The organism is Anaerostipes sp. (assembly GCF_018381315.1).
GTDB lineage: Bacteria > Bacillota > Clostridia > Lachnospirales > Lachnospiraceae > Anaerostipes.
The window spans coordinates 1-20,934 of the sequence record NZ_JAGZSD010000026.1 but is presented as its reverse complement, the minus strand read 5'-3'; the positions used below and the strand labels follow the sequence as shown (position 1 = coordinate 20,934).

At 44.9% G+C, this 20,934-nt stretch carries 19 protein-coding genes and 1 pseudogene; 13 read left to right on the top strand and 7 right to left on the bottom strand.

Annotated elements, in window-relative coordinates; all coding sequences use genetic code 11:
• Positions 1 to 17: 17 nt before the first annotated feature.
• On the bottom strand, positions 18 to 335 hold the full coding sequence (locus KH180_RS15240) for a DUF1292 domain-containing protein (protein WP_290761818.1): 318 nt from the start codon (positions 333 to 335) through the stop codon (positions 18 to 20).
• Between the two features lie 193 nt (positions 336 to 528).
• On the opposite strand from KH180_RS15240, the gene KH180_RS15235 reads away from it, so the two are divergent.
• From KH180_RS15235 to KH180_RS15215, 5 genes are all read left to right on the top strand, one after another.
• Positions 529 to 1,731 carry a cation:proton antiporter gene (locus KH180_RS15235; protein WP_290761815.1) on the top strand — a complete coding sequence of 401 codons (1,203 nt, stop codon included), beginning with the start codon at positions 529 to 531 and terminating at the stop codon, positions 1,729 to 1,731.
• Positions 1,732 to 1,735: 4 nt separating this feature from the next.
• Positions 1,736 to 2,674: a M14 family metallopeptidase gene (locus tag KH180_RS15230; protein WP_290761812.1), complete on the top strand. Its 939-nt coding sequence runs from the start codon at positions 1,736 to 1,738 to the stop codon at positions 2,672 to 2,674.
• Positions 2,671 to 3,618 carry a M14 family metallopeptidase gene (locus KH180_RS15225; RefSeq protein ID WP_290761808.1) on the top strand — a complete coding sequence of 316 codons (948 nt, stop codon included), beginning with the start codon at positions 2,671 to 2,673 and terminating at the stop codon, positions 3,616 to 3,618. The genes KH180_RS15230 and KH180_RS15225 overlap by 4 nt, the downstream gene beginning before the upstream one ends.
• Before the next feature lie 11 nt (positions 3,619 to 3,629).
• A complete protein-coding gene (locus tag KH180_RS15220) occupies positions 3,630 to 7,382 on the top strand; it encodes a phosphoribosylformylglycinamidine synthase (protein ID WP_290761806.1) in 3,753 nt (1,250 codons plus the stop codon).
• A gap of 426 nt (positions 7,383 to 7,808) precedes the next feature.
• Positions 7,809 to 8,891, top strand: coding sequence for a transaldolase family protein (locus KH180_RS15215; RefSeq protein WP_290761804.1), 1,083 nt, complete (start codon positions 7,809 to 7,811; stop codon positions 8,889 to 8,891).
• A gap of 101 nt (positions 8,892 to 8,992) precedes the next feature.
• Here the strand turns inward: KH180_RS15215 and KH180_RS15210 are convergent, their stop codons facing one another.
• On the bottom strand, positions 8,993 to 9,148 hold the full coding sequence (locus tag KH180_RS15210; protein WP_290761802.1) for a hypothetical protein: 156 nt from the start codon (positions 9,146 to 9,148) through the stop codon (positions 8,993 to 8,995).
• Positions 9,149 to 9,298: 150 nt separating this feature from the next.
• Between KH180_RS15210 and KH180_RS15205 the strand changes: the two genes are divergently transcribed.
• The gene (locus KH180_RS15205) at positions 9,299 to 10,132 is read left to right on the top strand and encodes an AraC family transcriptional regulator (protein ID WP_290761800.1); all 834 of its coding nucleotides are present in this window, start codon (positions 9,299 to 9,301) and stop codon (positions 10,130 to 10,132) included.
• A gap of 62 nt (positions 10,133 to 10,194) precedes the next feature.
• Here the strand turns inward: KH180_RS15205 and KH180_RS15200 are convergent, their stop codons facing one another.
• Together KH180_RS15200 and KH180_RS15195 are read right to left on the bottom strand one after the other, a co-directional pair.
• Positions 10,195 to 11,082: a sugar phosphate isomerase/epimerase family protein gene (locus KH180_RS15200; protein ID WP_290761798.1), complete on the bottom strand. Its 888-nt coding sequence runs from the start codon at positions 11,080 to 11,082 to the stop codon at positions 10,195 to 10,197.
• Between the two features lie 174 nt (positions 11,083 to 11,256).
• Positions 11,257 to 12,141: an AraC family transcriptional regulator gene (locus KH180_RS15195; protein WP_290761796.1), complete on the bottom strand. Its 885-nt coding sequence runs from the start codon at positions 12,139 to 12,141 to the stop codon at positions 11,257 to 11,259.
• 220 nt (positions 12,142 to 12,361) lie between these two features.
• Between KH180_RS15195 and KH180_RS15190 the strand changes: the two genes are divergently transcribed.
• The 5 genes from KH180_RS15190 to KH180_RS15170 all read left to right on the top strand — a co-directional run bounded on the left by KH180_RS15190 (position 12,362) and on the right by KH180_RS15170 (position 18,101).
• Positions 12,362 to 13,351 (top strand): sugar phosphate isomerase/epimerase family protein, encoded by a 990-nt coding sequence (locus KH180_RS15190; RefSeq protein ID WP_290761794.1) that lies wholly within the window; start codon positions 12,362 to 12,364, stop codon positions 13,349 to 13,351.
• A gap of 14 nt (positions 13,352 to 13,365) precedes the next feature.
• Positions 13,366 to 14,538 (top strand): Gfo/Idh/MocA family protein, encoded by a 1,173-nt coding sequence (locus KH180_RS15185; protein WP_290761792.1) that lies wholly within the window; start codon positions 13,366 to 13,368, stop codon positions 14,536 to 14,538.
• A 107-nt stretch (positions 14,539 to 14,645) separates the two neighbouring features.
• Positions 14,646 to 16,040 carry an MFS transporter gene (locus KH180_RS15180; protein ID WP_290761789.1) on the top strand — a complete coding sequence of 465 codons (1,395 nt, stop codon included), beginning with the start codon at positions 14,646 to 14,648 and terminating at the stop codon, positions 16,038 to 16,040.
• Positions 15,988 to 17,388, top strand: coding sequence for an MATE family efflux transporter (locus tag KH180_RS15175; protein WP_290761786.1), 1,401 nt, complete (start codon positions 15,988 to 15,990; stop codon positions 17,386 to 17,388). The genes KH180_RS15180 and KH180_RS15175 overlap by 53 nt, the downstream gene beginning before the upstream one ends.
• Before the next feature lie 110 nt (positions 17,389 to 17,498).
• Positions 17,499 to 18,101, top strand: a complete 603-nt coding sequence (locus KH180_RS15170; protein WP_290761783.1) for an AAA family ATPase — start codon at positions 17,499 to 17,501, stop codon at positions 18,099 to 18,101.
• Positions 18,102 to 18,288: 187 nt separating this feature from the next.
• Here KH180_RS15170 and KH180_RS15165 read toward each other — a convergent pair.
• Positions 18,289 to 18,438, bottom strand: a pseudogene (locus tag KH180_RS15165) (hypothetical protein); the annotation flags it as partial.
• Positions 18,439 to 18,530: 92 nt separating this feature from the next.
• Here KH180_RS15165 and KH180_RS15160 point away from each other — a divergent pair.
• Both KH180_RS15160 and KH180_RS15155 read left to right on the top strand, forming a co-directional pair.
• Positions 18,531 to 19,142: a DUF3267 domain-containing protein gene (locus KH180_RS15160; RefSeq protein WP_290761781.1), complete on the top strand. Its 612-nt coding sequence runs from the start codon at positions 18,531 to 18,533 to the stop codon at positions 19,140 to 19,142.
• A gap of 197 nt (positions 19,143 to 19,339) precedes the next feature.
• The gene (locus KH180_RS15155; protein ID WP_290761778.1) at positions 19,340 to 19,939 is read left to right on the top strand and encodes an AAA family ATPase; all 600 of its coding nucleotides are present in this window, start codon (positions 19,340 to 19,342) and stop codon (positions 19,937 to 19,939) included.
• Between the two features lie 45 nt (positions 19,940 to 19,984).
• On the opposite strand, the gene rpiB is transcribed toward KH180_RS15155, so the two are convergent.
• Together rpiB and KH180_RS15145 are read right to left on the bottom strand one after the other, a co-directional pair.
• Entirely contained in the window at positions 19,985 to 20,431 is a 447-nt protein-coding gene (gene rpiB / locus KH180_RS15150) for a ribose 5-phosphate isomerase B (protein ID WP_290761776.1), read from the bottom strand.
• A gap of 22 nt (positions 20,432 to 20,453) precedes the next feature.
• On the bottom strand, positions 20,454 to 20,934 hold a 481-nt coding region (locus KH180_RS15145; RefSeq protein ID WP_290761775.1), incomplete at its 5' end, for an electron transfer flavoprotein subunit alpha/FixB family protein.

Here is a 20,934-nt window from a genome sequence, read left to right as displayed (position 1 = left end):
GAGAAACGGCTCAGGCCTTATTCCTCTTCGTCATCCTCTTCTTCCAGGATGGCATCGAATGCGGCGGAAACCATCTCGTATTCGTCATCGTCCTCAATGTTGTCCAGCTGGACTTCATCATCCGGCAGTTCTTCATAACGGTAAAGGAGAAGTTCACTTTCTTCTTCGTCATTTTCAAGATCTTGAACAGGAACCAGGGCGATATAATCTTGTTCTTCAATGCCGAAGATACAAATCACAGCGCAGTCGAGCTGGACCCCATCCTCCATTTCCAGATGGATGATTGGATTTTCTTCCTCAAATACGTCAGCTTCTACGTTGAATTCATCACTCATAAGACTACCTCTTTTCTTAGAATTTTACTGATAATTGACAGAAATTCTACTAATTTTATTTGCATTTTTGAGCTGTTCTTAATATACTAAATAATAAGGGAAAAAGCAAGGGGACATAAAGATTGTTATAGGTTTGACAAGTGTTTTCCTGTATGATACGATACGATCGAATATTGGCGCGGAGGCTATAATAATGGAAGAATACAGATACTTATTGGATATAGCGGTGATCTTGGCATTGACGAAATCTTTCAGCCTGTTCTCGCGGAAAGTAAACATGCCTCCGGTGGTTGGAGCACTGATCGCAGGTATCATCCTGGGACCGGTGGTGCTCAATGTGATTGAGCCTTCCGATACGATCCTGAGCCTGGCAGAGATCGGAGTGATCGTTCTGATGTTTCAGGCTGGGCTGGAAACGGATGTAAGGGAATTAAAGCGGAGCGGGAAAGCGGCTATGGTGATTGCGCTCTGCGGAGTTTTTGTGCCTTTGGCAGTGGGCGGCGTTATATCCTATATGTTTGAAAAGAACCTGATGGAAAATATCTTTGTGGGAGTTATTCTTACAGCCACGTCTGTGAGCATTACCGTAGAGACACTTCAGGATATGGGAAAGCTCAAGGGCCGTGTGGGGACAGCGATTCTCGGTGCGGCAATTATTGATGATATACTGGGAATCATCCTGCTTTCGGTGATGACAAGCATCGGCCGGGCAGGAACTGTAGAGATTACAGGAGTTTTGCTGATTATAGGGAAGATGGCTCTGTTTTTTGCCATTTCAGGGGCCGGCGGATTTTTTGTGTATAAGTTTTTCCGCAGGATGTCTATGATGAAGGTAAACAACGAACAGGTGCACCGGAGAAGAGTACCTGTGCTGGCACTGGCTTTCTGTCTGTTTTTGGCATTTCTGGCGGAATTGTTCGGGATTGCTGACATCACAGGAGCATATCTGGCCGGGATCATTCTGTGCAGGATACCGGAAACTTATTATATTCACCGGAAGGTTGAGTGTATATCTTATATGCTGATTACCCCGATCTTTTTTGCGAGTATCGGGCTGAAAGTAGAAGTTGCCGGCATGACCCAGACTTTAATTATATTTACAGTGCTCATCAGTGTTGCAGCTGTATTGACAAAGATCATCGGCTGCGGCATCGGCGCGAAGCTTTGTAAATATTCCTATAAGGAGTCACTGAAGATCGGAGCCGGCATGGTCTGCCGGGGGGAGGTGGCCCTGATCGTGGCGCAGAAAGGAATCCACGTGGGACTGCTCAGCGAGGATCTCTTTGCTCCGATTGTTATTATGGTGCTGGTCACAACCCTTCTGGCGCCGATCCTTCTGAAACTATTTTTCTCAGATTGGTTTAACCGATTAAGCTACAGGACAGGAAAGAGATAACATCATGATTGAGACAGTAGTATCAGTAAAGCTTCCGGTACGGGAGACACTGAGAATTAAGAAGAATTCCCTGCATCCGGATGTGATGACAGGAAAGGAAAAAAAAATCTGCCTGGTTTCCGGACTATATGGAGACGAGTTAGGCGGACAGTATATCTGCGGCGAGATCATAAAGAGGATCAAGGAGGATTACGATTCCTTATCAGGAATCGTAGACGTATATCCCTCTGTCAATCCTCTGGGCCTGGATGCCAGAAGCCGCAGCATACCCATCACCCAGGAAGACTACAGCACGGTATTCCCGGGGGATCTGACGGGTGAACTGGGCGAGTATACGGCGGCAAAGCTGCTGGAAGATATGCAGGACGCTGACTGTGTCATTGATATCCATTCCAGCAACATTTTTTTGCAGGAGATACCCCAGGTAAGATTAAACGGCGGCGCAGATGAGCGGCTGCTTTTTCTGGCGGGATGCATGAACACAGACCTGATCTGGATCCATCCTTCCACCACGGTGAATGAAGGAAGCCTTGCGTATGCACTGAATGAGCGGGGAGTGCCGTGCATGGTGACTGAATCCGGAGCTGCATTCCGGATTAAATACGACTTCTGCAGGCAGATTGTTGAAGGTGTTTTTGCTACCATGAAGGAACTGGGCATCTGGCAGGGAGAGACGGCCAGACCCAAGAAAGCGAAGATTGTCCATGATGACGGGATCCATTATCTGAACTGTGAGACGAATGGATTATTTGTCACACATAAAAAGGTAAAAGACTATGTAAGACAGGGTGAAATCATCGGCAGTGTTACCAGCCCCATCTTAGGTGCGGTGGAGGAGGAGATTATCGCTCCTGCAGACGGCATCTTAATGACAGTCAGAGAACATCCGGGGGTAACCGAGGGATCTCTGATCGCCAGAGTTGTGGGAGGTGCCTGGTTATGATGAAAGAAACACTGTATTCCACAGATTCTTATCTGAGGGAAGAATTTAAGATAGATGGATACCGTTTTGGAAAAACGGGAGAGGAATCTGAACCGGCGGCGTGCATCATCGGTTCTATGAGGGGCAATGAATTTCAGCAGCTGTTTATCTGTTCGCTTCTGGTTAAAAGACTGAAAGAACTGGAAGCATCCGGTGCGATTGTCGGCAATCATGAGATTTTGGTGATCCCGTCTCTGAATAATTCCTCTATGAATGTGGGGATGAGATATTGGGTTTCTGACAACAGCGATATAAACAGGGAATTCCCGGGGAACCCTCAGGGGGAGCCTACCAGCCGTCTGGCCGCCAATATATTTGAAAAGGTGAAGGGATACCGCTATGGGATCCAGTTTCCATCATTTTACCGGAAGGGGGATTTCATACCTCATGTCAGGATGCAGCCTACCGGAAAGGAAAGTGCAAGTCTGGCAAATTTATTCGGGCTGCCGTATGTGATCACGAGCAAGGCCAGGAGTTTTGATGTAAAGACATTAAACTATAATTGGCAGATCAGCGGGACAGATGCGTTCTCCGTTTATTCCGGCGATACGGGACATATCAATGAACTCACGGCAAAGCAGGCGGTATCAGCTGTTCTGCGTTTTCTGACAAGAATGGGTATTTTAAAATATAATTGCCATAATGGATATATTGCTAGTATTATAGAAGAAGAGGATATGGCGGAGGTAAAGACTGATGCATCAGGCTTTTTCAGACGCCTGGTGAATGTTGGTGAAGAAGTGCACCGGGAACAGCTCCTGGGAGAGATATTGGACCCTTATGAGGGAGATATCATCTCTGAGGTGCATTCCAGCGTGGATGGAATCGTTTTTTACGCGAAGAAGGATCCAATGATTTTGGAGAATGCTTCAGCGTTTCAAATTATAAAGAAGCTGCACGAATAGAGGAGGACCATATGGGACAAGTAAAGAGAGTTTATGTGGAAAAGAAACAGGACTATGCAATCAAAGCAAAGGAGCTGCTGGATGAGGTAAGGCAGTATTTAGGGCTGGATGTGGAAAAGATCCGTGTTCTGATCCGCTATGATGTGGAAAATGTTTCTGAGGAAAGCTATCAAAAGGCGCTGGGCACAGTGTTCAGTGAGCCTCCTGTGGATGAGATTTACGAAGAATCGTTTCCTGTGGAAGATGGGGAAGCTGCTTTCAGCGTAGAATTCCTCCCGGGGCAGTTCGATCAGAGAGCGGATTCTGCCCAGCAGTGCCTGAAACTGCTCAATGAAAGTGAAGAACCGGTTATCAGAAGCGCGACTACATATGTGGTAAAAGGGACGCTTTCTGAGGACGAAATGGCGCAGATCAAGGATTACTGCATCAATCCGGTGGATTCCAGAGAGTCTTCCGGAGAAAAACCGGATACGCTTGTGATGGAGTTTGAAGAGCCGGAAGATGTAAAGATCGTAGAGGGATTCAGGGGAATGGACGAACAGCCTCTCAAAGAGCTTTATGATTCTTTGAACCTGGCTATGACATTTAAGGATTTTCTGCATATCCAGAAGTATTTTAAAGGTGAGGAGGAGAGAGATCCGTCAATGACGGAAATTCGTGTGTTGGATACCTATTGGTCTGATCACTGCCGTCATACAACATTCTCCACCGAACTTAAAAATATTAAGTTCCAGGAAGGCTTTTACCGTGCCCCTTTGGAGGCTACCTATGAGCAGTATATGCTGGATCACAAGAGCATTTTCCAGGGAAGAAAAGATAAGTTTGTCTGTCTGATGGATCTGGCCCTGATGGCAATGCGCCGGTTAAAAAGAGAAGGCGCTTTAAACGATATGGAAGAGAGTGAAGAGATCAATGCCTGCAGTATTGTGGTTCCTGTCTCCATTGACGGAGGAGAAGAGGAAGAATGGCTGGTAAGCTTTAAAAATGAGACACATAACCATCCTACGGAGATTGAGCCGTTTGGTGGTGCGGCCACTTGTCTCGGCGGAGCTATCAGAGATCCGCTCTCAGGACGCTCTTATGTATACCAGGCTATGCGTGTGACCGGAGCCAGTGATCCTACCGTACCTCTAAAGGATACTTTGAAAGGGAAGCTTCCCCAGAGAAAAATTGTGACCGGGGCTGCCCACGGCTACAGCTCTTACGGAAACCAGATCGGACTTGCAACAGGTTTTGTGGATGAAATATATCATCCGGATTATGTGGCAAAACGTATGGAAATCGGAGCTGTCATGGGTGCTGCGCCGAGAAAAAATGTTGTCAGGGAAACTTCAGATCCGGGAGATATCATCGTGCTTCTCGGAGGAAGAACCGGGCGTGACGGCTGCGGAGGAGCAACAGGATCTTCAAAAGTACACACAGAAGAGTCCATCGAGACCTGCGGAGCAGAAGTGCAGAAGGGTAATCCTCCCACAGAGAGAAAAATCCAGAGATTATTCCGCAGGGAAGAAGTCAGCAGGCTGATCAAAAAGTGTAATGATTTTGGCGCCGGCGGTGTTTCTGTTGCCATCGGTGAACTTGCAGACGGCCTTAGAATTGACCTTGATAAGGTGCCGAAAAAATATGCCGGCCTTGACGGAACAGAGCTTGCTATTTCTGAATCCCAGGAGCGTATGGCAGTTGTGCTGGATCCCAAAGATGTGGATCAGTTTTTAGCCTTTTCCGAGGAGGAGAACCTGGAGGCAGTAGCAGTAGCGGTTGTCACAGAAGAACCGAGACTGGTGCTTTCCTGGAGAGAAAAAGAAATCGTGAATCTGTCCCGCGCATTTTTAGATACAAACGGGGCCCATCAGGAAAACGATGTATATGTGGAAGTACCTCAGCGTGTAAGCAGTTTCTTTGACCAGGAGATCCCTGAGAGCTTTACAGGGGCATGCATGGATACACTGAAGAATCTGAATGTATGTTCAAAGAAAGGTTTGGTGGAGATGTTTGACAGCACAATCGGTGCAGGAAGCGTCACACTGCCTTACGGCGGAAAATATCAGATGACTCCGGTTCAGACGATGGTGGCCAAGCTTCCGGTACTTAGCGGCAAGACGGACACTGTGACCATGATGAGTTACGGATTTGATCCATACTTATCAAAATGGAGCCCGTTCCACGGAGCAGTCTATGCGATTACCCATTCTATTGCAAAGATCGTGGCTGCCGGCGGTGATTATAAGAAGATCCGTCTGACTTTCCAGGAATATTTCAAACGCCTGGGAGAGGATCCGGAGCGCTGGGGACAGCCGTTTGCAGCCCTTTTGGGAGCTTATCATGCACAGATTGGGTTCGGACTGGCATCCATCGGAGGAAAGGACAGTATGTCCGGTACTTTCAATGACATTGATGTCCCTCCGACACTGGTATCCTTTGCGGTAGATGTGGCAGACGGAAAACATGTGATTACTCCGGAACTGAAACGTGCAGGAAACAGGCTTGTACGCATCTGTATCCCGAGAGATGTCTATCATCTTCCGGTATATAAAGAGGCGAAGAAGGTATACAAGCGTATCCATAAGCTGATCCAGGAAGGGGCGATTAAGTCCTGCTATGCCATCGGATTCGGAGGAACGATTGAGGCAGTTGCCAAGATGGCTTTCGGAAACGGACTTGGCGTTATCTTTGATCAGGAAGTGGAACTTAAGGATCTGGTAGAAAACCATTATGGTTCTTTCGTTGTAGAGATGGATACGAGAGATATCAGAAAACTTGCGATTCCTAGTCTTTTGCTGGGAGAGATTACAACAACTCCGGAACTGGTGCTTGGAAATGAAGTCGTTCCTCTTAAGGAGGCTCAGGATGCATGGACAAAACCTCTGGAGGAGGTATTCCCGACCCGCTCTGAGGGAAGCCAGGATCCGGTGGATACAAGAAATTATACAAAGGGCAAAGCATACTTTGCCAAGAATAAAGTGGCAAAACCAAAAGTATTTATTCCGGTATTCCCGGGTACAAACTGTGAATACGACTCTGCCAGAGCATTTGAAGAAGCAGGGGCGGAAGTGATCACAAAGGTATTTAAGAATCTGGATGCCCAGGGAATCCGTGATTCAGTGGATGAGTTTGAAAAGGCCATCAAAGAATCACAGATGATTATGTTCCCGGGAGGATTCAGTGCAGGTGATGAACCGGAAGGATCAGCCAAGTTCTTTGCCACTGCATTCAGAAATGAAAAGCTTAAAGAAGCGGTTATGGATCTGCTGACCAACAGGGACGGCCTTGCTCTTGGTATCTGCAATGGATTCCAGGCTCTGATCAAACTGGGACTGGTTCCGGAAGGAAAGATTGTGGAGCAAACAGAACAGTCACCGACCCTTGCGATGAACCGTATCGGACGCCATATTTCAAAGATTGCATATACAAAAGTGACTTCAAACCTGTCACCGTGGTTTCGTGAAGTGAACGCAGGAGATGTCTTCAGTATTCCTGTATCTCATGGAGAGGGACGTTTTGTAGCCAATGATGACGTGATTAAAAAGCTGTTTGAAAACGGACAGGTAGCGACCCAGTATGTGGACTTAAACGGAGATCCTACGATGAACGAAGACTTTAATCCGAACGGATCTTATTATGCCATCGAAGGTATTACAAGCCCGGATGGAAGAGTCTTAGGAAAGATGGGGCACTCTGAACGGATGGGAGAATTTGTATCCAGCAATATTACAGGAAACAAGAATCAGAAGATCTTCCTTTCAGGAGTAAATTACTTTAAATAATCTTAGTATAAAACCGGGCATGGCATTTTACATGTCCGGTTTTTGTAATTGCAGAAATAACCCAGATGGAGACAGTAAACAAAACTCCCATACAATAAGAACCCCGCAGTTTCCTGCGGGGTTCTGTATTTAATGAAAAGAGAGGATTAAAATATATATGAAAAACTATGTCTTAAGTATATCAGAAAAGCCATTTGAAACAATGGATAGAAAATAAACAATTCTAAATGATTTCTAAACAAATCTTATGGAAATCTTGTGATTATGGAGAAAAAAGAAAGAATTATGTATAAATAAAGGTAAGTGTTTGATATAATATGAGAATATTATGATTAAAATATAAAAAAGTATTGAAAATATTATCAAAACATACTAATATATAATCATAATGTAACCAACGACTTTCTCATGAAAGGAGTCTTCTTTATGTCAGATGCAAAAGGAAAACTGTTTGAAACTAGTGAAAAATTCCCTCAGACCGAATACTGGAACGATTCTTGTGCAGTAAAAGAGCTGGAATACGCCATTGAACGGGGAGCAGCGGGAGCTACTACCAATCCTGTTATTGTAGGGAATGTATTAAATCAGGAGATGGATCTCTGGGAAGATACTCTTGTAAAATGGATTAATGAAATGCCGGAAGCAACAGAAGAGGAAGTTGCATGGCGCCTGATCGAACAGATGGCAGTGCGCGGAGCAAAGCTTTTGGAACCGGTTTATGAAAAGACAAATCATAAAAAGGGGAAAATTTCTATTCAGACTAATGCAAAACTCTACCGCAATGCAGAAGAAATGGCGAAACAGGCCATCGGTTTCGGAGAACTGGCACCAAATATTATGGTTAAAATGCCGGCCTCAGCTGCAGGAATCAAAGCATTTGAGGAAGCTACCTTTGCCGGCATCAGTATTAACGCCACTGTATCTTTCACTGTGGCACAGGCTGTAGCTGTGGCAGAAGCAGTGGAACGCGGTTTGAAACGGAGAGAAGAAGCAGGCCTTTCCAATGAAAATATGAACCCCGTGTGCACGATCATGGTGGGACGTACGGATGACTGGGTAAAAGAAGCTGTAAAACGTGACAATCTGTGCCTGGATCCCTGTGCATTGGAGTATGCAGGAGTAGCTGTTTTTAAGAATGCATATAAGATTTATCAGGAACGGGGCTACAAGACAAGACTTCTGGCTGCGGCGTACAGAAATTATTTCCACTGGTCAGAGTTTATCGGCGGGGACGTAGTGCTCACGATCACACAGCCTTGGCAGGAGAAGATCAACGGATCCGATGTGGAAGTAAAAGAGCGTATGAGCCGTCCGGTTCCGGAAAAATATTTGAATGAGCTGAAGAAGATTCCTGATTTTATAATGGCATATGAAGAAGACGGTTTGAAACCGGAAGAGTTTGTACACTATGGAGCTTTCGTAAAGACCATCAGCCAGTTTCTGGGAGGGTATGAAAGCCTTCTGGGAGTAATCAGAAAGCTGATGGTGGGAGAACCGGTCAGAAAATAAAATACATAGACAGCAAAACAGCAGGTATTGTTATTGGAGCATACCTGCTGTTTTACTGTTTCATTGGTTCTTTGGGTTTTTCATCGTTCTGCACATTTACCTCACAATCTTTTCTTCGGCGGAATATAGTAATGGCCGCCGTTCATTGCCGTGATTCCGGCGCTGATAACGTCACAGTTGTCTAAAAAATATTTTTTGATTTTCTCCTTTAAAGACAGTTTCTTTGTATTTACCTGTGCTGCTTTTGCATTCGTCATATGAAAACCTCCCTTCAAAAATGAATATTTTTCTTTTACGGTACTTATGATATCATTGTATACATGAAGTTATTAGATGATTTTTTGACCAGTTTTTAGGGTGATATTGACATTGCCCGGCTGAATTTTGGGAAAGGAATGTGCTGACAAATGTATGAAACCTTATATAATCTTGAGAAAACAGGTATAGATATCAGATATTGGACAAACAAGGGACAGTATACTCCGCCCCACTGGCATACGGCAATTGAATTGATTTATGTACTAAATGGTACTGGTTCTGTAATTTTTGATGGTAAAGAATATCTCACAAAAGCCGGTGATCTTTTGGTTATTGACTCTAATAAGATTCATGAAATGAAGTGTGCGGAAGTTTCTATGATGATCATTATCCAGTTTTCCAGAAAAAGAATGAAGAATTATGTCAGGGATATAGACAGAATCCGCATAACGTGCAGCAGAAAAGAGACAGATACAGAAAAGAAAGAACAGTATCAGACAGTCTGCGGCCTTTTAAGGCAGCTTCTGCCGCTGTATGTGAGACAGCCCTTGGCATATGAACTGAAAAGCCAGGCTATTGCCATGGAAATTCTGTATGAACTTTTGAATCACTTTGGTGAAGAGGACAGCGGAAGGACGGCAGAAAAGGAAGGGACGCTGAAACGTTTAGGGGAGATCACAGACTATATAGAAGAACATTATAGAGAGACGATTCCTCTGGAGGACATTGCTTCCCATTTTTATCTTAACCGTGAGTACTTCAGCCGCTTTTTTAAAAAGAATATGGGAGTTTCCTTCTCAAGATATGTCAACCAGGTACGTCTGCTGCACATTTACTACGATATCTGCAACACAGAAGAGGGAATTATGGATCTTATAGAGAAGCATGGTTTTAAGAATTACAAATTGTTCATCAAAATGTTCCGGGAAATCTATGGGAGCACACCGAGGGAAGTCCGCAGTGAGAGAAAAGGACAGACATAAAACAAAAGCAAGCCTGCAAAGAATAAGCAAGCTTGCTTTTGTTTTTTCAATAGAGAACATTTTTATTTGGATAACAGTTCTTTTTCCAGGAGAGCCTTGGTGAACTTCCCATCTGTGACGGCTCTCTCAGGGAAACCGAGAGGGTTGAAGGTGGCGATAGTATCTTCTTGTTCTCCGAATCCCATCTCCCGCAGGGTCTTGAAGCAGGCGTCAAAGTCCACATCCCCTTCTCCAATCTTTCCGATATGTGCATGACAGCGCACTTCTCCGCTGGCATAGAGAGGGGCTGGGTTGATATTGTAGCGGAATAATTTTGTGTAGTCCCATGTATCTGCCACGATAATATGCTTCAAAGATTTTCCTGCATATTTGAGCATACTCTCCACATCTCCCTTTCCGCCGTCATAGTGGAAGGTGTGCGGGATAGAGTAGAGATAACCGAATGCAGGGCTGTCATAATATTTGACAATATCACATGATTCATTGCTAGTCTCATAAAAATCATTGGGATGTGCCTGGATGTCAAGGCGCATGCCTTTGCTCTCAAAGAGTGGAATCAGCTCATCTAAAGATCGCATCAACTTGGCCTCACACAACTCCGGCTGTTTTACGTTGCCGCCCAGCTCGGTGTTAAAGACGGTGACTTCCATCATCTCTCCGATCTCGATCATACGCTTCCAGCAGTCAATGGCATACTGACGCATAAATTCATCAGGATCCGCAAGTCGGAACCCTGTGGTCAGGGAAGCGATCTTAAGACCTTCTTTTTCAATGGCCTTTTTATGCCACATCACTTCCTCGTTGGTGGCTTTCGGACGTTTCCAGAAGCCAGGGAAGATCGGGTCATAAGGTGAAATATACTCAAAACCTGCTTCAGCTACTGTATGGTAGATTTCTTCGTAGGACATGCCTGTTTCCCAAAATGCACTGGTGTCAAATGTAATTTTCATAAAATACCTCCTTGGATTGTTTTCTGTTTGTTATTGATTATAAACACGGTTGTGCTTTTGTAAAAGAACAATCCAATCGGGAATTAGCATAATTTAACGATTATGAACATTTTGGCTTAAAATATAATAGGGAAGTCCTTTTTTATATACAATATATACAAAACATCCGCCGATTCACTCTTTGGAACGGCGGATATAATGGCGGGGAGAACATCCCATAAAGGTTTTGAAGAGCCTGGAGAAGTAGTTTGGATCGTAAATTCCTACATTGGCCGCGATCTCGCTCATATTCAGATCGCTGTTATGGAGATACTCGCAGGCTTTTGTGATGCGCAGGCGGTTGATATACTCCACTGGCGCAAGGCCTGTCACGTCTTTAAAAAGCTTCCTAAAATGGTTGGTACTCAGGTTTTCGTCCCTGGCAAGGTCGTTGAAGTCGATGGGTTCTGCGAGATTTTCTTCTATATAGGCCAATGTCCTCATGATAATCGACTGGTTCTGCTTTGGCTGGGAGTAGTAGTTTTTGAACTGCTGGTCAGAGCGTTTTCTATAGATGATCAAAATCACTTCTAAATACTTCCGTTTTAAAAGTTCGTGGTAATTATCCTGTTTCTCCTGGGCTTTCTGCATCCCGCCAAGGATCGACAGAAGAAACAGATGCTCATTGGGATCCAAGTGGACGATCCCTTGTTTGTTGATATCTGCCTGAAAGGATGCAGGCGGCTTTTCAAGAGCCTGGTCATCCCTTGTGTCTGTCCTTAACTCTTTTACGAGGGAAAAGACCTGTTCATCCAGAACTTCCGGATAGAACTGGCAGTTGTAGATGGAAGTCTGTTCGTGGATGGTAAAGCTGTGGGAGGTCTCTGGGCGGACCAAAAAGCTGTCGCCGGGGAGCAGCAGGGTGTCTTCTTTACAGAAGGTATGGGTGCACGAACCCTTTTCTATGAAAACAAGCTCATAATACTTATGCATATGTGCGTCCTGGGACATGGAACCAGTCCAGTGTTCTACGGAAATGCCGGAGTCATTGGCCTGGTAAAAGCGTTTATAAGGATCCATAAAAGCTCCTTTCTGAGAAAAATATTTTCTCTTTTTACTAATAGGTGATGTCATTATACAATGGCAGGCCGGAGGTTGGCAAGTTGGAACTTCGTTAAATTGTGCTAAAACAGGAATGGATTGTTCTTTGGGAAATACTGCACAAAAAGATATAATACAGACATTGAAAGAGTAGCAGATTAACTAAGAAAACCTGAAAAAGAGTAAAAGGAGAGTAACAATGACGAGTGAAAAAGTAGTTTTTGCAGCACCGAGACATCCGGTTCCTATGAGCCTTTGCCTGTTTACAGATGGTCTGAGACACCTGTCTTTTGAAGAAATGCTGGATGCCTGCGTGGACATGGGAATTGAAAGCCTGGAACTTGGAACAGGAGCATATTCTGTAGCGCCTCATCTGAATCTGGATGAACTGCTTCAGAGCGAAGAGGCCAGAAAAGAATATATGGACGCCATCGAAAAACGTGGGCTTAAGATCGCAGCATTCAACTGTTCTGGAAATCCTGTGGCACCGGGAGAACTGGGAGAACGGCACAGAGCGGACATGGATAAGACGCTGGAGCTTGCCAAGCTCATGGGTGTGGATACGATTGTGGCCCAGTCAGGACTTCCGGCAGGAGGACCAAACGATGAACATCCAAACTGGATTACACATACCTTCCCGCCTTCCTGCAGCGAAATCATGGAATACCAGTGGGGAGTAACCATCGATTACTGGAAGAAGGCAGCCCAGAAAGCAAAAACATGCGGCGTTGAAAAGATTGCCCTGGAAAACCACCCTTACAACATGGTCTTTAACGTGAGTACGATCCGCAGGCTCAGAGATGCTGTGGGACCGGTCATCGGACTGAATCTGGATCCGAGCCATATGTTCTTCATGGGAGGAGATCCTCTGCTGGTGGCAAAAGAACTGACAAAGGATAACTGCATTCTGCATGTTCATGGGAAGGATTCCAGAATCAATCCGGAATTAAAAGGCCTGGAGGCTATTGAACTGCACGGATATGACGATGACGCACATGTAAGGGCATGGAACTATGTGGCAGTCGGTTACGGACATGACCACCTGTGGTGGAAAGAGTTCTTCGGAAACCTTGTGGCCGGAGGATACTGCGGACCAGTCAGCATTGAAGTAGAAGATCCGCTGATGCCGAATAATGAAATTGCCATCCGTAAATCAGCTGAATTTTTGCTGGACACTATGTTAAAATAAGGAGGAAAACAATCATGATCAACGGAGAAAGAGTGATAGAAAATCCAATCAGATGGGCAATGATCGGCGGAGGAAGAGGAAGCCAGATCGGTTATATCCACCGTTCCAGCGCCACAAGGGACAGAAACTTTATGCTGGTGGCAGGAGCGTTTGACATTGATCCTGAAAGAGGAAAAGAATTTGGTGTGAATATCGGTGTGGATGCAGACCGCTGTTACCCTGATTATCAGACAATGTTTGAGGAAGAAGCAAAACGGGAAGACGGCATCCAGGCAGTCTCCATCGCTACGCCCAACGGAACCCACTACGAGATCAGCAAGGCTGCCCTCACGGCCGATCTGCATGTGATCTGTGAAAAACCATTATGTTTTGAGGCTAAACAGGCCAAAGAGCTGGAAGACTTGGTAATGGAAAAGAAGCTGATTTTCGGAGTGACTTATGGTTACACAGGACATCAGATGGTGCAGCAGGCAAAAGAAATGGTTGCCAGAGGCGATTTGGGAAAGATCCGTATCGTGCAGATGCAGTTTGCCCACGGCGGATGTAATGTTGCCACTGAGGCAAACAGTGCTGCCCAGAAATGGCGTACAGATCCAAAAATCGCAGGGCCGAGCTTCATCCTGGGAGATGTGGGAACCCATGCGTTATACCTGGGTGAACTGATCTGCCCGGAGCTTGAGATCGAAAGCCTTCTCTGCACAAAACAGAGCTTTGTGGAAGGCCGACAGCTGGAAGACAATGCGTTTGTATTGTTAAACTACAAGGACGGCGCCAAGGGAACCTTGTGGGCATCAGGCGTCAACTGCGGATCCATGCATGGGCAGAAGATCCGTGTGATCGGAGAAAAAGCCAGCATTGAATGGTGGAATGAGCGTCCGAACCAGTTAAGATATGAAGTACAGGGAGAACCTGCATGTGTGATGGAGCGTGGAACAGATTATCTTTACGGGGAAGCATTGGAAGAGGACCGCATCGGAGGCGGACACGTTGAAGGCCTGTTTGAATCATGGTCAAACTTATACCGCCGTTTTGCCATCGCCATGGATGCGGCAAACAGGAAAGATGATGAATTCTTAAAGGATTTCTGGTATCCGAATGTACATGACGGAGCCAGAGGCGTGAAGTTTATTGAGAAATGTGTAGAATCTGCGGATGAAGGATCTACATGGGTCGATTACGAAAAATAAAGGTACATATGCTTGGAAAGTTCCGTCATCAGAGAAAACAAACGGTGGCGGAATTTTCATTATAAACTGATCTGTCTTTAATTTATCCAGGAAAAGAGGAGAAGAAAATGAATGAGAAAAAAACCGGAGGGGATTTTAATGTAAAATTGTCCCTCGGAGAAAAGATATCATATGCCGGCGGAGATACCGCCTGCAATATTATATTCGGTCTGACCACAACCCTGCTGACTCTGTTTTATACTGATTATGTGGGAGTAAATCCTGCGGCCATCGGTATGATTATGCTGATCTCCCGTGTGTTTGACGGGGGTTCCGACGTCATTATGGGAATCATCACCGAGCGCACCCATTCCAGGCACGGAAAAGCCAGACCCTGGATCTTATGGATGGCTGTGCCGTATGCCATCTCAGGAGTCGCACTGTTTCTGATCCCTGCGGGGGCATCGGATATGATAAAGACTATTTACATCTTTATTACCTACAATCTTGTAACAACAGTGGTGTATACCGCACTGAACCTGCCGTATGGAACACTGGCTTCCCTGATGACCAGGGATCAGAACGAGCGGGCGGTGACCAATGTTCTGCGTATGGCATTTTCGCCGATTGGAAGAATTTTGACCACATCGTTTACTCTCCCGCTGGTGGGACTGTTTGGAAACGACCAGAAGGCATGGGTTATCACATCTGCTATCTTTTGCGTGATTGCGATGATCCTTTTATTTATCTGCTTTGCAAATACTAAAGAAAGGGTCCACATTGAAGCGGCTGACCAGATGAAGGTTTCCATTAAGGACAGCCTGCTTGCGCTGGTACATAACAAATATTGGTTCATGAGCCTTGCGCTCTGGGGGATTCTTTCTGTATATTCCACAGTCATCGGAATCGACCTGGCGTATTACTGCAAATACATTCTGGGAAATCAGAACTTTACCGGAGTAATCTATGCGGCAGAGCAGGGGGTTATGATTGCCGGCATCCTGCTTCTCCCGCTGCTGATCCCAAGATTCGGAAAGAGAAATCTGGCTCTGGCAGGATCTCTCATTGTCATCATTGGACAGCTTTTATTCCTTATCAATCCGCACAGCTACGGTCTGGCCGTGGCATCTGCAGCAATCAAGGGGCTGGGAGAGGCGCCGCTGTTCGGAGTGATCTTCTCATTTATTGCAGATGCAGTTGAGTATGGACAGTGGAAGACCCATATCCGCCAGGAAGGCATGATCTTTAGTGCCGCCTCCGTGGGATCCAAGGTTGGAGCCGGACTTTCCAGCGCGGCAGTGGGCGCAGTCCTGGCAGCAGTCGGCTACATATCTTCAGATAGTACGGGAGCGGCAGTGCAGCAGCCGGCCAGCGCTATAGGCGCCATCTCCAATATTTATATCTGGGCTCCGGTTGTCATATGGGGAGTTGCGGCACTTGTTCTGTTTTTCTACAGGCTGGATAAACAGTATGCCGGAATCATGGAAGAACTGGAAGAACGGGAATCCAGAGGCGAGTTATAAGAATATGGGGGAACATCAGGGAAATCTGACAACGGGAAATATAAGAAAGAAATTGATCGCATATGCCTTGCCGCTGGTGCTGACCAGTGTCCTTCAGGCATTGTACAGTATTGCGGATCTTTTGATCGCAGGCCAGTTCATCGGAAAACGAAGTGTTTCTGCCATCAACAATTCCAGTCAGATCATGAATCTTCTGACCCAGGTAGCCGTGGGACTGACCTTGGGAGGAAACATACTGATCGGTCAGTATTTCGGCAACAGCAGCCATAAAGAACGAAAAATGGCGGGAGGCACACTTTTTTCTGTCTCCCTCCTGTTCGGGGCTGTCAGCGGGATCATCATATTTTTAACCTCCGGCGCACTGCTTAAAATGCTAGGTGTTCCTGCCATGGAAGAATCGATAGAGTATCTTCATATATGTGCCGGCGGATGTCTATTTATCCTTGGATATAACGCGCTGAGTTCGATCATGAGGGGGACAGGAAATTCCAGGGTTCCATTTTTATGCATTCTTTACTCGATTCTGTTGAACGTTATTCTGGATATCTGTTTTGTGGTCTTGTTTAAAATGGGAATCAAGGGAGTTGCATATGCCACGGTATTTGCACAGGCCGTGAGTTTTGCGACCGCTCTGGCCTATACATGGAAACATCAGAGTTATTATGGATTTTACCTGAAAAATTTTAAGATCAGGATAGAAAAGCTATGGGCAATAATGAAACTGGGCGTTCCCTGTGTGCTGCAAAACACAGTTGCCGGGATCTCGTGGCTCACGGTTACTTATTTTATCAATCAATACGGGGTGGATGTCTCTGCCGGAAACGGAATCAGCATAAAGATCAAAGAGTTCAGCCAGTTGTTTATTACCTCCATGTCCGGAGGTGCTGCCACGATGATTGCACAGAACCTGGGAGCCGGCCAGTTTGAGAGAGCCAGGGAGACAATGAAAGAGGGCATGAAGATCTGCCTGGTCATGGCGGGGATCGTGATTTTGGTCATCGAGATCAGCGCTCCGTGGCTGGCTTCACTGTTTACCAAAGATCCGAATGTAGTATCTGCCGCGGTTATGAATTTAAGGATTGAGATTATCGGCCAGATCTTTTATGCTATGTTTCTCAATTATCACTCCCTGATGACAGGGGCTGGGCATACCATGTATGTTTTCATGAGCAGTTTTGTGAACTGCATTCTGGTAAGGATCGTTCTTGCGGGTATTTTCAATCACCTGATCGGGTTAAATGGAGTCTACCTGGCCTGCCTCATAGCACCGTCCGTTTCTGTGCCCATCGGTTATCTGTATACAAAGTCGGGGATTTGGAAAAGAGATAGACTTTTGGTAATGAATTGAGTATAATTAGAATATATATTTATAATATACTTGAATAATATATGACAACTATTGATAATTATGAATATATTATGATGATTTTCTGAAACCGAGATTGGAAAGGAGAAACTATGGAAAAGACATTAATCACCATCAGCCGCCAATTTGGAAGCGATGGAACAAAGGTTGCACAGGTTTTGGCAGACAAGCTGGATGTATGGTACTATAACAGAGATATCCTGTATATGGCAGCAGAGAAAATCGGTGTGGATGATCTGGATGAAAAATCCCTGGAAGAGCTGAATTACAGAAAAAGCTCCAGATACGTGGAAGGCTTAAGTGTTATGATGGGAACACCGGGGCATATTCCGGTTTACAATCAGATGTTCAAGGAGCAGTCCAAGATCATCCGTAAGCTTGCGGGATATGGATCCGGGGTATTCCTTGGAAGATGTGCGGATTATGTGCTGAAAGATATGGAGAATGTTTATACAATATATCTCTATGCAGATGATGAATTCCGTTTAAATCATCTGTCTGAAGCGGAAGGACGGGAGGTTACAAAATCTGAATTAAAGAAGGAAGATAAGACAAGAGAATCATATTATAACTATTATACAGGGCAGAAGTGGGGCGATGTACAGAACTACGATCTGGCTGTCAATATGACAAAAATAAGTCCTGAGAATTGTGCAGACTTGATTCTGGAATACATTGAAAAACGGCAGAAATAGAAATAAAAAGATTGGAAGGGGCTGTCGCACTAGCTAAAAATATTTAGCCGGTCGGCAGTCCCCTTTTTATCCTTGAACGGGCCATTTCTTTCTCTTTTAAACCTTCTTTCCTAAAAATCCAGTACTTTAATAAACTCTTCTCTTTCTTCTTATGGGCTTTTTCTTTCGGCTATTCATTTTCTAAATCTTATGCCGGTTCTTTTACGTCGTACAGATACTTTCCGGTCCTCCCTGACTGGATCTTTTGGTGCAGCTTTTTTAGATTTCTTCCCATTGCTGCAACCATACTCTGCATGAAGGCCTTCTTTTTCCCTCGATATTGGTAGCGCCGCAGTCCCTTGTTCTTGCAGGCACCAGCATATCAGGTTATAATCTCTCCATGACAGACAGAGTTTTTATAAAATAATATGTGAGAGGCGGAAAAGCGGCATGAAGAGAGATAAGAAGCAGGAACGGATTGAAAATTTTGAGAGACAGAGAGAAAAAATGAAAGAGGATGGTTTTAAGGAGTCATCCGGGATTATTTCGGTGCTGAGGGCAAATGTTCTGGCATTTGTAACTGCCGGACCATTTTGTATTTTAGCATATATATTACACGCATTGCGTTGGGGAAGAGGAGGGACTGCACTGAATGGAAGAACGCTGATCTTCTTTTTTGGAGTTTTTTTCATCACTATATTCATCCATGAACTGCTGCACGGTTTGGGATGGAGCCTTAGTTGTAAAAAGGGATGGAAGAGTATTGCGTTTGGCATGATGTGGAGTTCCTTGACCCCATACTGCCACTGTAAAGAACCATTGAGGGCCGGCAGTTACTCAGTGGGCTTATATCTGCCTTTTTGCGTGCTGGGTCTGGGACTATTTTGCATTTCCATGATTGTGCCCAACTATATGATTTTTTTGCTGTCAGTCCTGAACATGCTGTCTGCAGGGGGAGATCTGACCATCGGATGTTATCTCCTGAAACATAAAAAAGGGCTGATCTTGGATCATCCTACAGACTGCGGCTTTATTTCTTTTGAAAAATCAAACATTGTTTAATCTTGACAAGAGACAGACTGATTTTTACATAAATGATGATCGATTCACTAAAAATGAAATTTAGTATGGTATTCTGGAAACTAATTGAGTATAATGAGAGCGGAAACAGAAAATCAATAACAATCATAGTGATAAGTTATAAATGAGATGGGTATCTTATGGCATATCCGCAAAAGTTGATCAGAAAGGAAACAGAGATGGAAAAAACATTGATTACAATCAGCCGTCAGCACGGCAGCGGCGGTACTGAAGTGGCTCAGATTTTGGCAGACAGACTTGGGGTCTGGTATTACAATAGAGAGATTTTATACATTGCGGCAGACAAGATCGGATTTGATTCCCTGGATGAGCAGTCCATGGAGGAGCTGAATTACAAGAAAAGTTCCAAATATATGGAAGGGCTGAGTGTCATGATGGGAACGCCGGGACACATTCCGGTGTATAACCAGATGTTTAAAGAGCAGGGAAAGATCATACAGAAGCTGGCAGGCTACGGATCCGGTGTTTTCCTTGGAAGATGCGCTGATTATATATTAAAAGATTTTGAAAATGTATATTCTGTATATCTTTACGCAAATGATGAATTCAGGCAGAGGCGCCTTTCAGAAGCCGAAGGACGGGAAGTGTCCATGGCTGAGATAAAAAAGGAAGATAAGACAAGAGAATCCTACTACAATTATTATACAGGACAAAAGTGGGGCGACGTGAAAAATTATGATCTGGCTTTGAATATGGGGAAAATAAGCTTTGAAGAAGCAGCAGATCTCATTTTGTCCTATATTGAAAAACATAACTGAAATGGAGAGCAGAGTATGTACTTCAGCATACTCTGCTCTTTTATTTTAAGAATTTTTCTTTTCTATTTCTGTAATCATGTTGACTCTGCGCTGATGGCGGCCGCCTTCAAACTCTGCATTAAGCCATGCATCTGTTATCATCTTTGCCATTTCAATGCCGATGACTCTGGCTCCAAAAGCCAGTATATTCGTGTTATTGTGCTGGCGGGAAAGCTTTGCGCTGTAAGGTTCGCTGCACACAACGGCACGGACGCCGCTGACTTTATTTGCACTTAAACTGATGCCCACGCCGGTACCGCAGATCAGGATTCCCAGATCCACCTCTCCGTTTGCAACAGCATTTGCAACGGACTCTCCTGCCAATGGATAATCAAAGCTGTCAGCAGAATCTGTACCGTAATTGACGACATCATAACCCTTGGATGTCAAATAATGAAGAATTTCATTTTTATAATCCAGGGCAGAGTGATCATTTCCTATTCCGATTGTCATATATATATCTCCATCTTAAAAGTTATTTAGCCAATGTTTGTTTCAACTGTTCCGTCAGCATCGGAACGATCTTATTTAAGTCTCCGACAATACCATAGTCAGCCACATCGAAGATCGGTGCTGTTTCATCTTTGTTGATGGCAACGATGATATCAGCTTCTTCCATACCAGCCACGTGCTGGATTGCTCCGGAGATTCCAACTGCAAAGTATACATTCGGACGTACTGTCTTGCCAGTCTGTCCAACCTGGATATCTCTTGGCTTCCATCCTGCGTCTACTACCGCACGGGAGCAGCTCACTTCTCCACCCAATACTTCTGCTAAATCTTCTAAGATTTTGAAGTTTTCAGGGCTTCCAATTCCACGTCCGCCGGATACAAGGATGTTGGCATCCATGATATCGACAACGTCTGTCACTGATTTTACAACTTCCATGATCTCAACATATTTGTTGTCCGGAGTAAATCCAGGATTGTATTCGATCACTTCCGCTTTTGCACCT

What these genes read in the sequence shown, in the direction of transcription:
- KH180_RS15240 (WP_290761818.1), bottom strand. Translation starts at nt 335, where the DNA reads ATGAGTGATGAATTCAACGTAGAAGCTGACGTATTTGAGGAAGAAAAT.
- KH180_RS15235 (WP_290761815.1), top strand. Translation starts at nt 529, where the DNA reads ATGGAAGAATACAGATACTTATTGGATATAGCGGTGATCTTGGCATTG.
- KH180_RS15230 (WP_290761812.1), top strand. Translation starts at nt 1,736, where the DNA reads ATGATTGAGACAGTAGTATCAGTAAAGCTTCCGGTACGGGAGACACTG.
- KH180_RS15225 (WP_290761808.1), top strand. Translation starts at nt 2,671, where the DNA reads ATGATGAAAGAAACACTGTATTCCACAGATTCTTATCTGAGGGAAGAA.
- KH180_RS15220 (WP_290761806.1), top strand. Translation starts at nt 3,630, where the DNA reads ATGGGACAAGTAAAGAGAGTTTATGTGGAAAAGAAACAGGACTATGCA.
- KH180_RS15215 (WP_290761804.1), top strand. Translation starts at nt 7,809, where the DNA reads ATGTCAGATGCAAAAGGAAAACTGTTTGAAACTAGTGAAAAATTCCCT.
- KH180_RS15210 (WP_290761802.1), bottom strand. Translation starts at nt 9,148, where the DNA reads ATGACGAATGCAAAAGCAGCACAGGTAAATACAAAGAAACTGTCTTTA.
- KH180_RS15205 (WP_290761800.1), top strand. Translation starts at nt 9,299, where the DNA reads ATGTATGAAACCTTATATAATCTTGAGAAAACAGGTATAGATATCAGA.
- KH180_RS15200 (WP_290761798.1), bottom strand. Translation starts at nt 11,082, where the DNA reads ATGAAAATTACATTTGACACCAGTGCATTTTGGGAAACAGGCATGTCC.
- KH180_RS15195 (WP_290761796.1), bottom strand. Translation starts at nt 12,141, where the DNA reads ATGGATCCTTATAAACGCTTTTACCAGGCCAATGACTCCGGCATTTCC.
- KH180_RS15190 (WP_290761794.1), top strand. Translation starts at nt 12,362, where the DNA reads ATGACGAGTGAAAAAGTAGTTTTTGCAGCACCGAGACATCCGGTTCCT.
- KH180_RS15185 (WP_290761792.1), top strand. Translation starts at nt 13,366, where the DNA reads ATGATCAACGGAGAAAGAGTGATAGAAAATCCAATCAGATGGGCAATG.
- KH180_RS15180 (WP_290761789.1), top strand. Translation starts at nt 14,646, where the DNA reads ATGAATGAGAAAAAAACCGGAGGGGATTTTAATGTAAAATTGTCCCTC.
- KH180_RS15175 (WP_290761786.1), top strand. Translation starts at nt 15,988, where the DNA reads ATGCCGGAATCATGGAAGAACTGGAAGAACGGGAATCCAGAGGCGAGT.
- KH180_RS15170 (WP_290761783.1), top strand. Translation starts at nt 17,499, where the DNA reads ATGGAAAAGACATTAATCACCATCAGCCGCCAATTTGGAAGCGATGGA.
- KH180_RS15160 (WP_290761781.1), top strand. Translation starts at nt 18,531, where the DNA reads ATGAAGAGAGATAAGAAGCAGGAACGGATTGAAAATTTTGAGAGACAG.
- KH180_RS15155 (WP_290761778.1), top strand. Translation starts at nt 19,340, where the DNA reads ATGGAAAAAACATTGATTACAATCAGCCGTCAGCACGGCAGCGGCGGT.
- rpiB (WP_290761776.1), bottom strand. Translation starts at nt 20,431, where the DNA reads ATGACAATCGGAATAGGAAATGATCACTCTGCCCTGGATTATAAAAAT.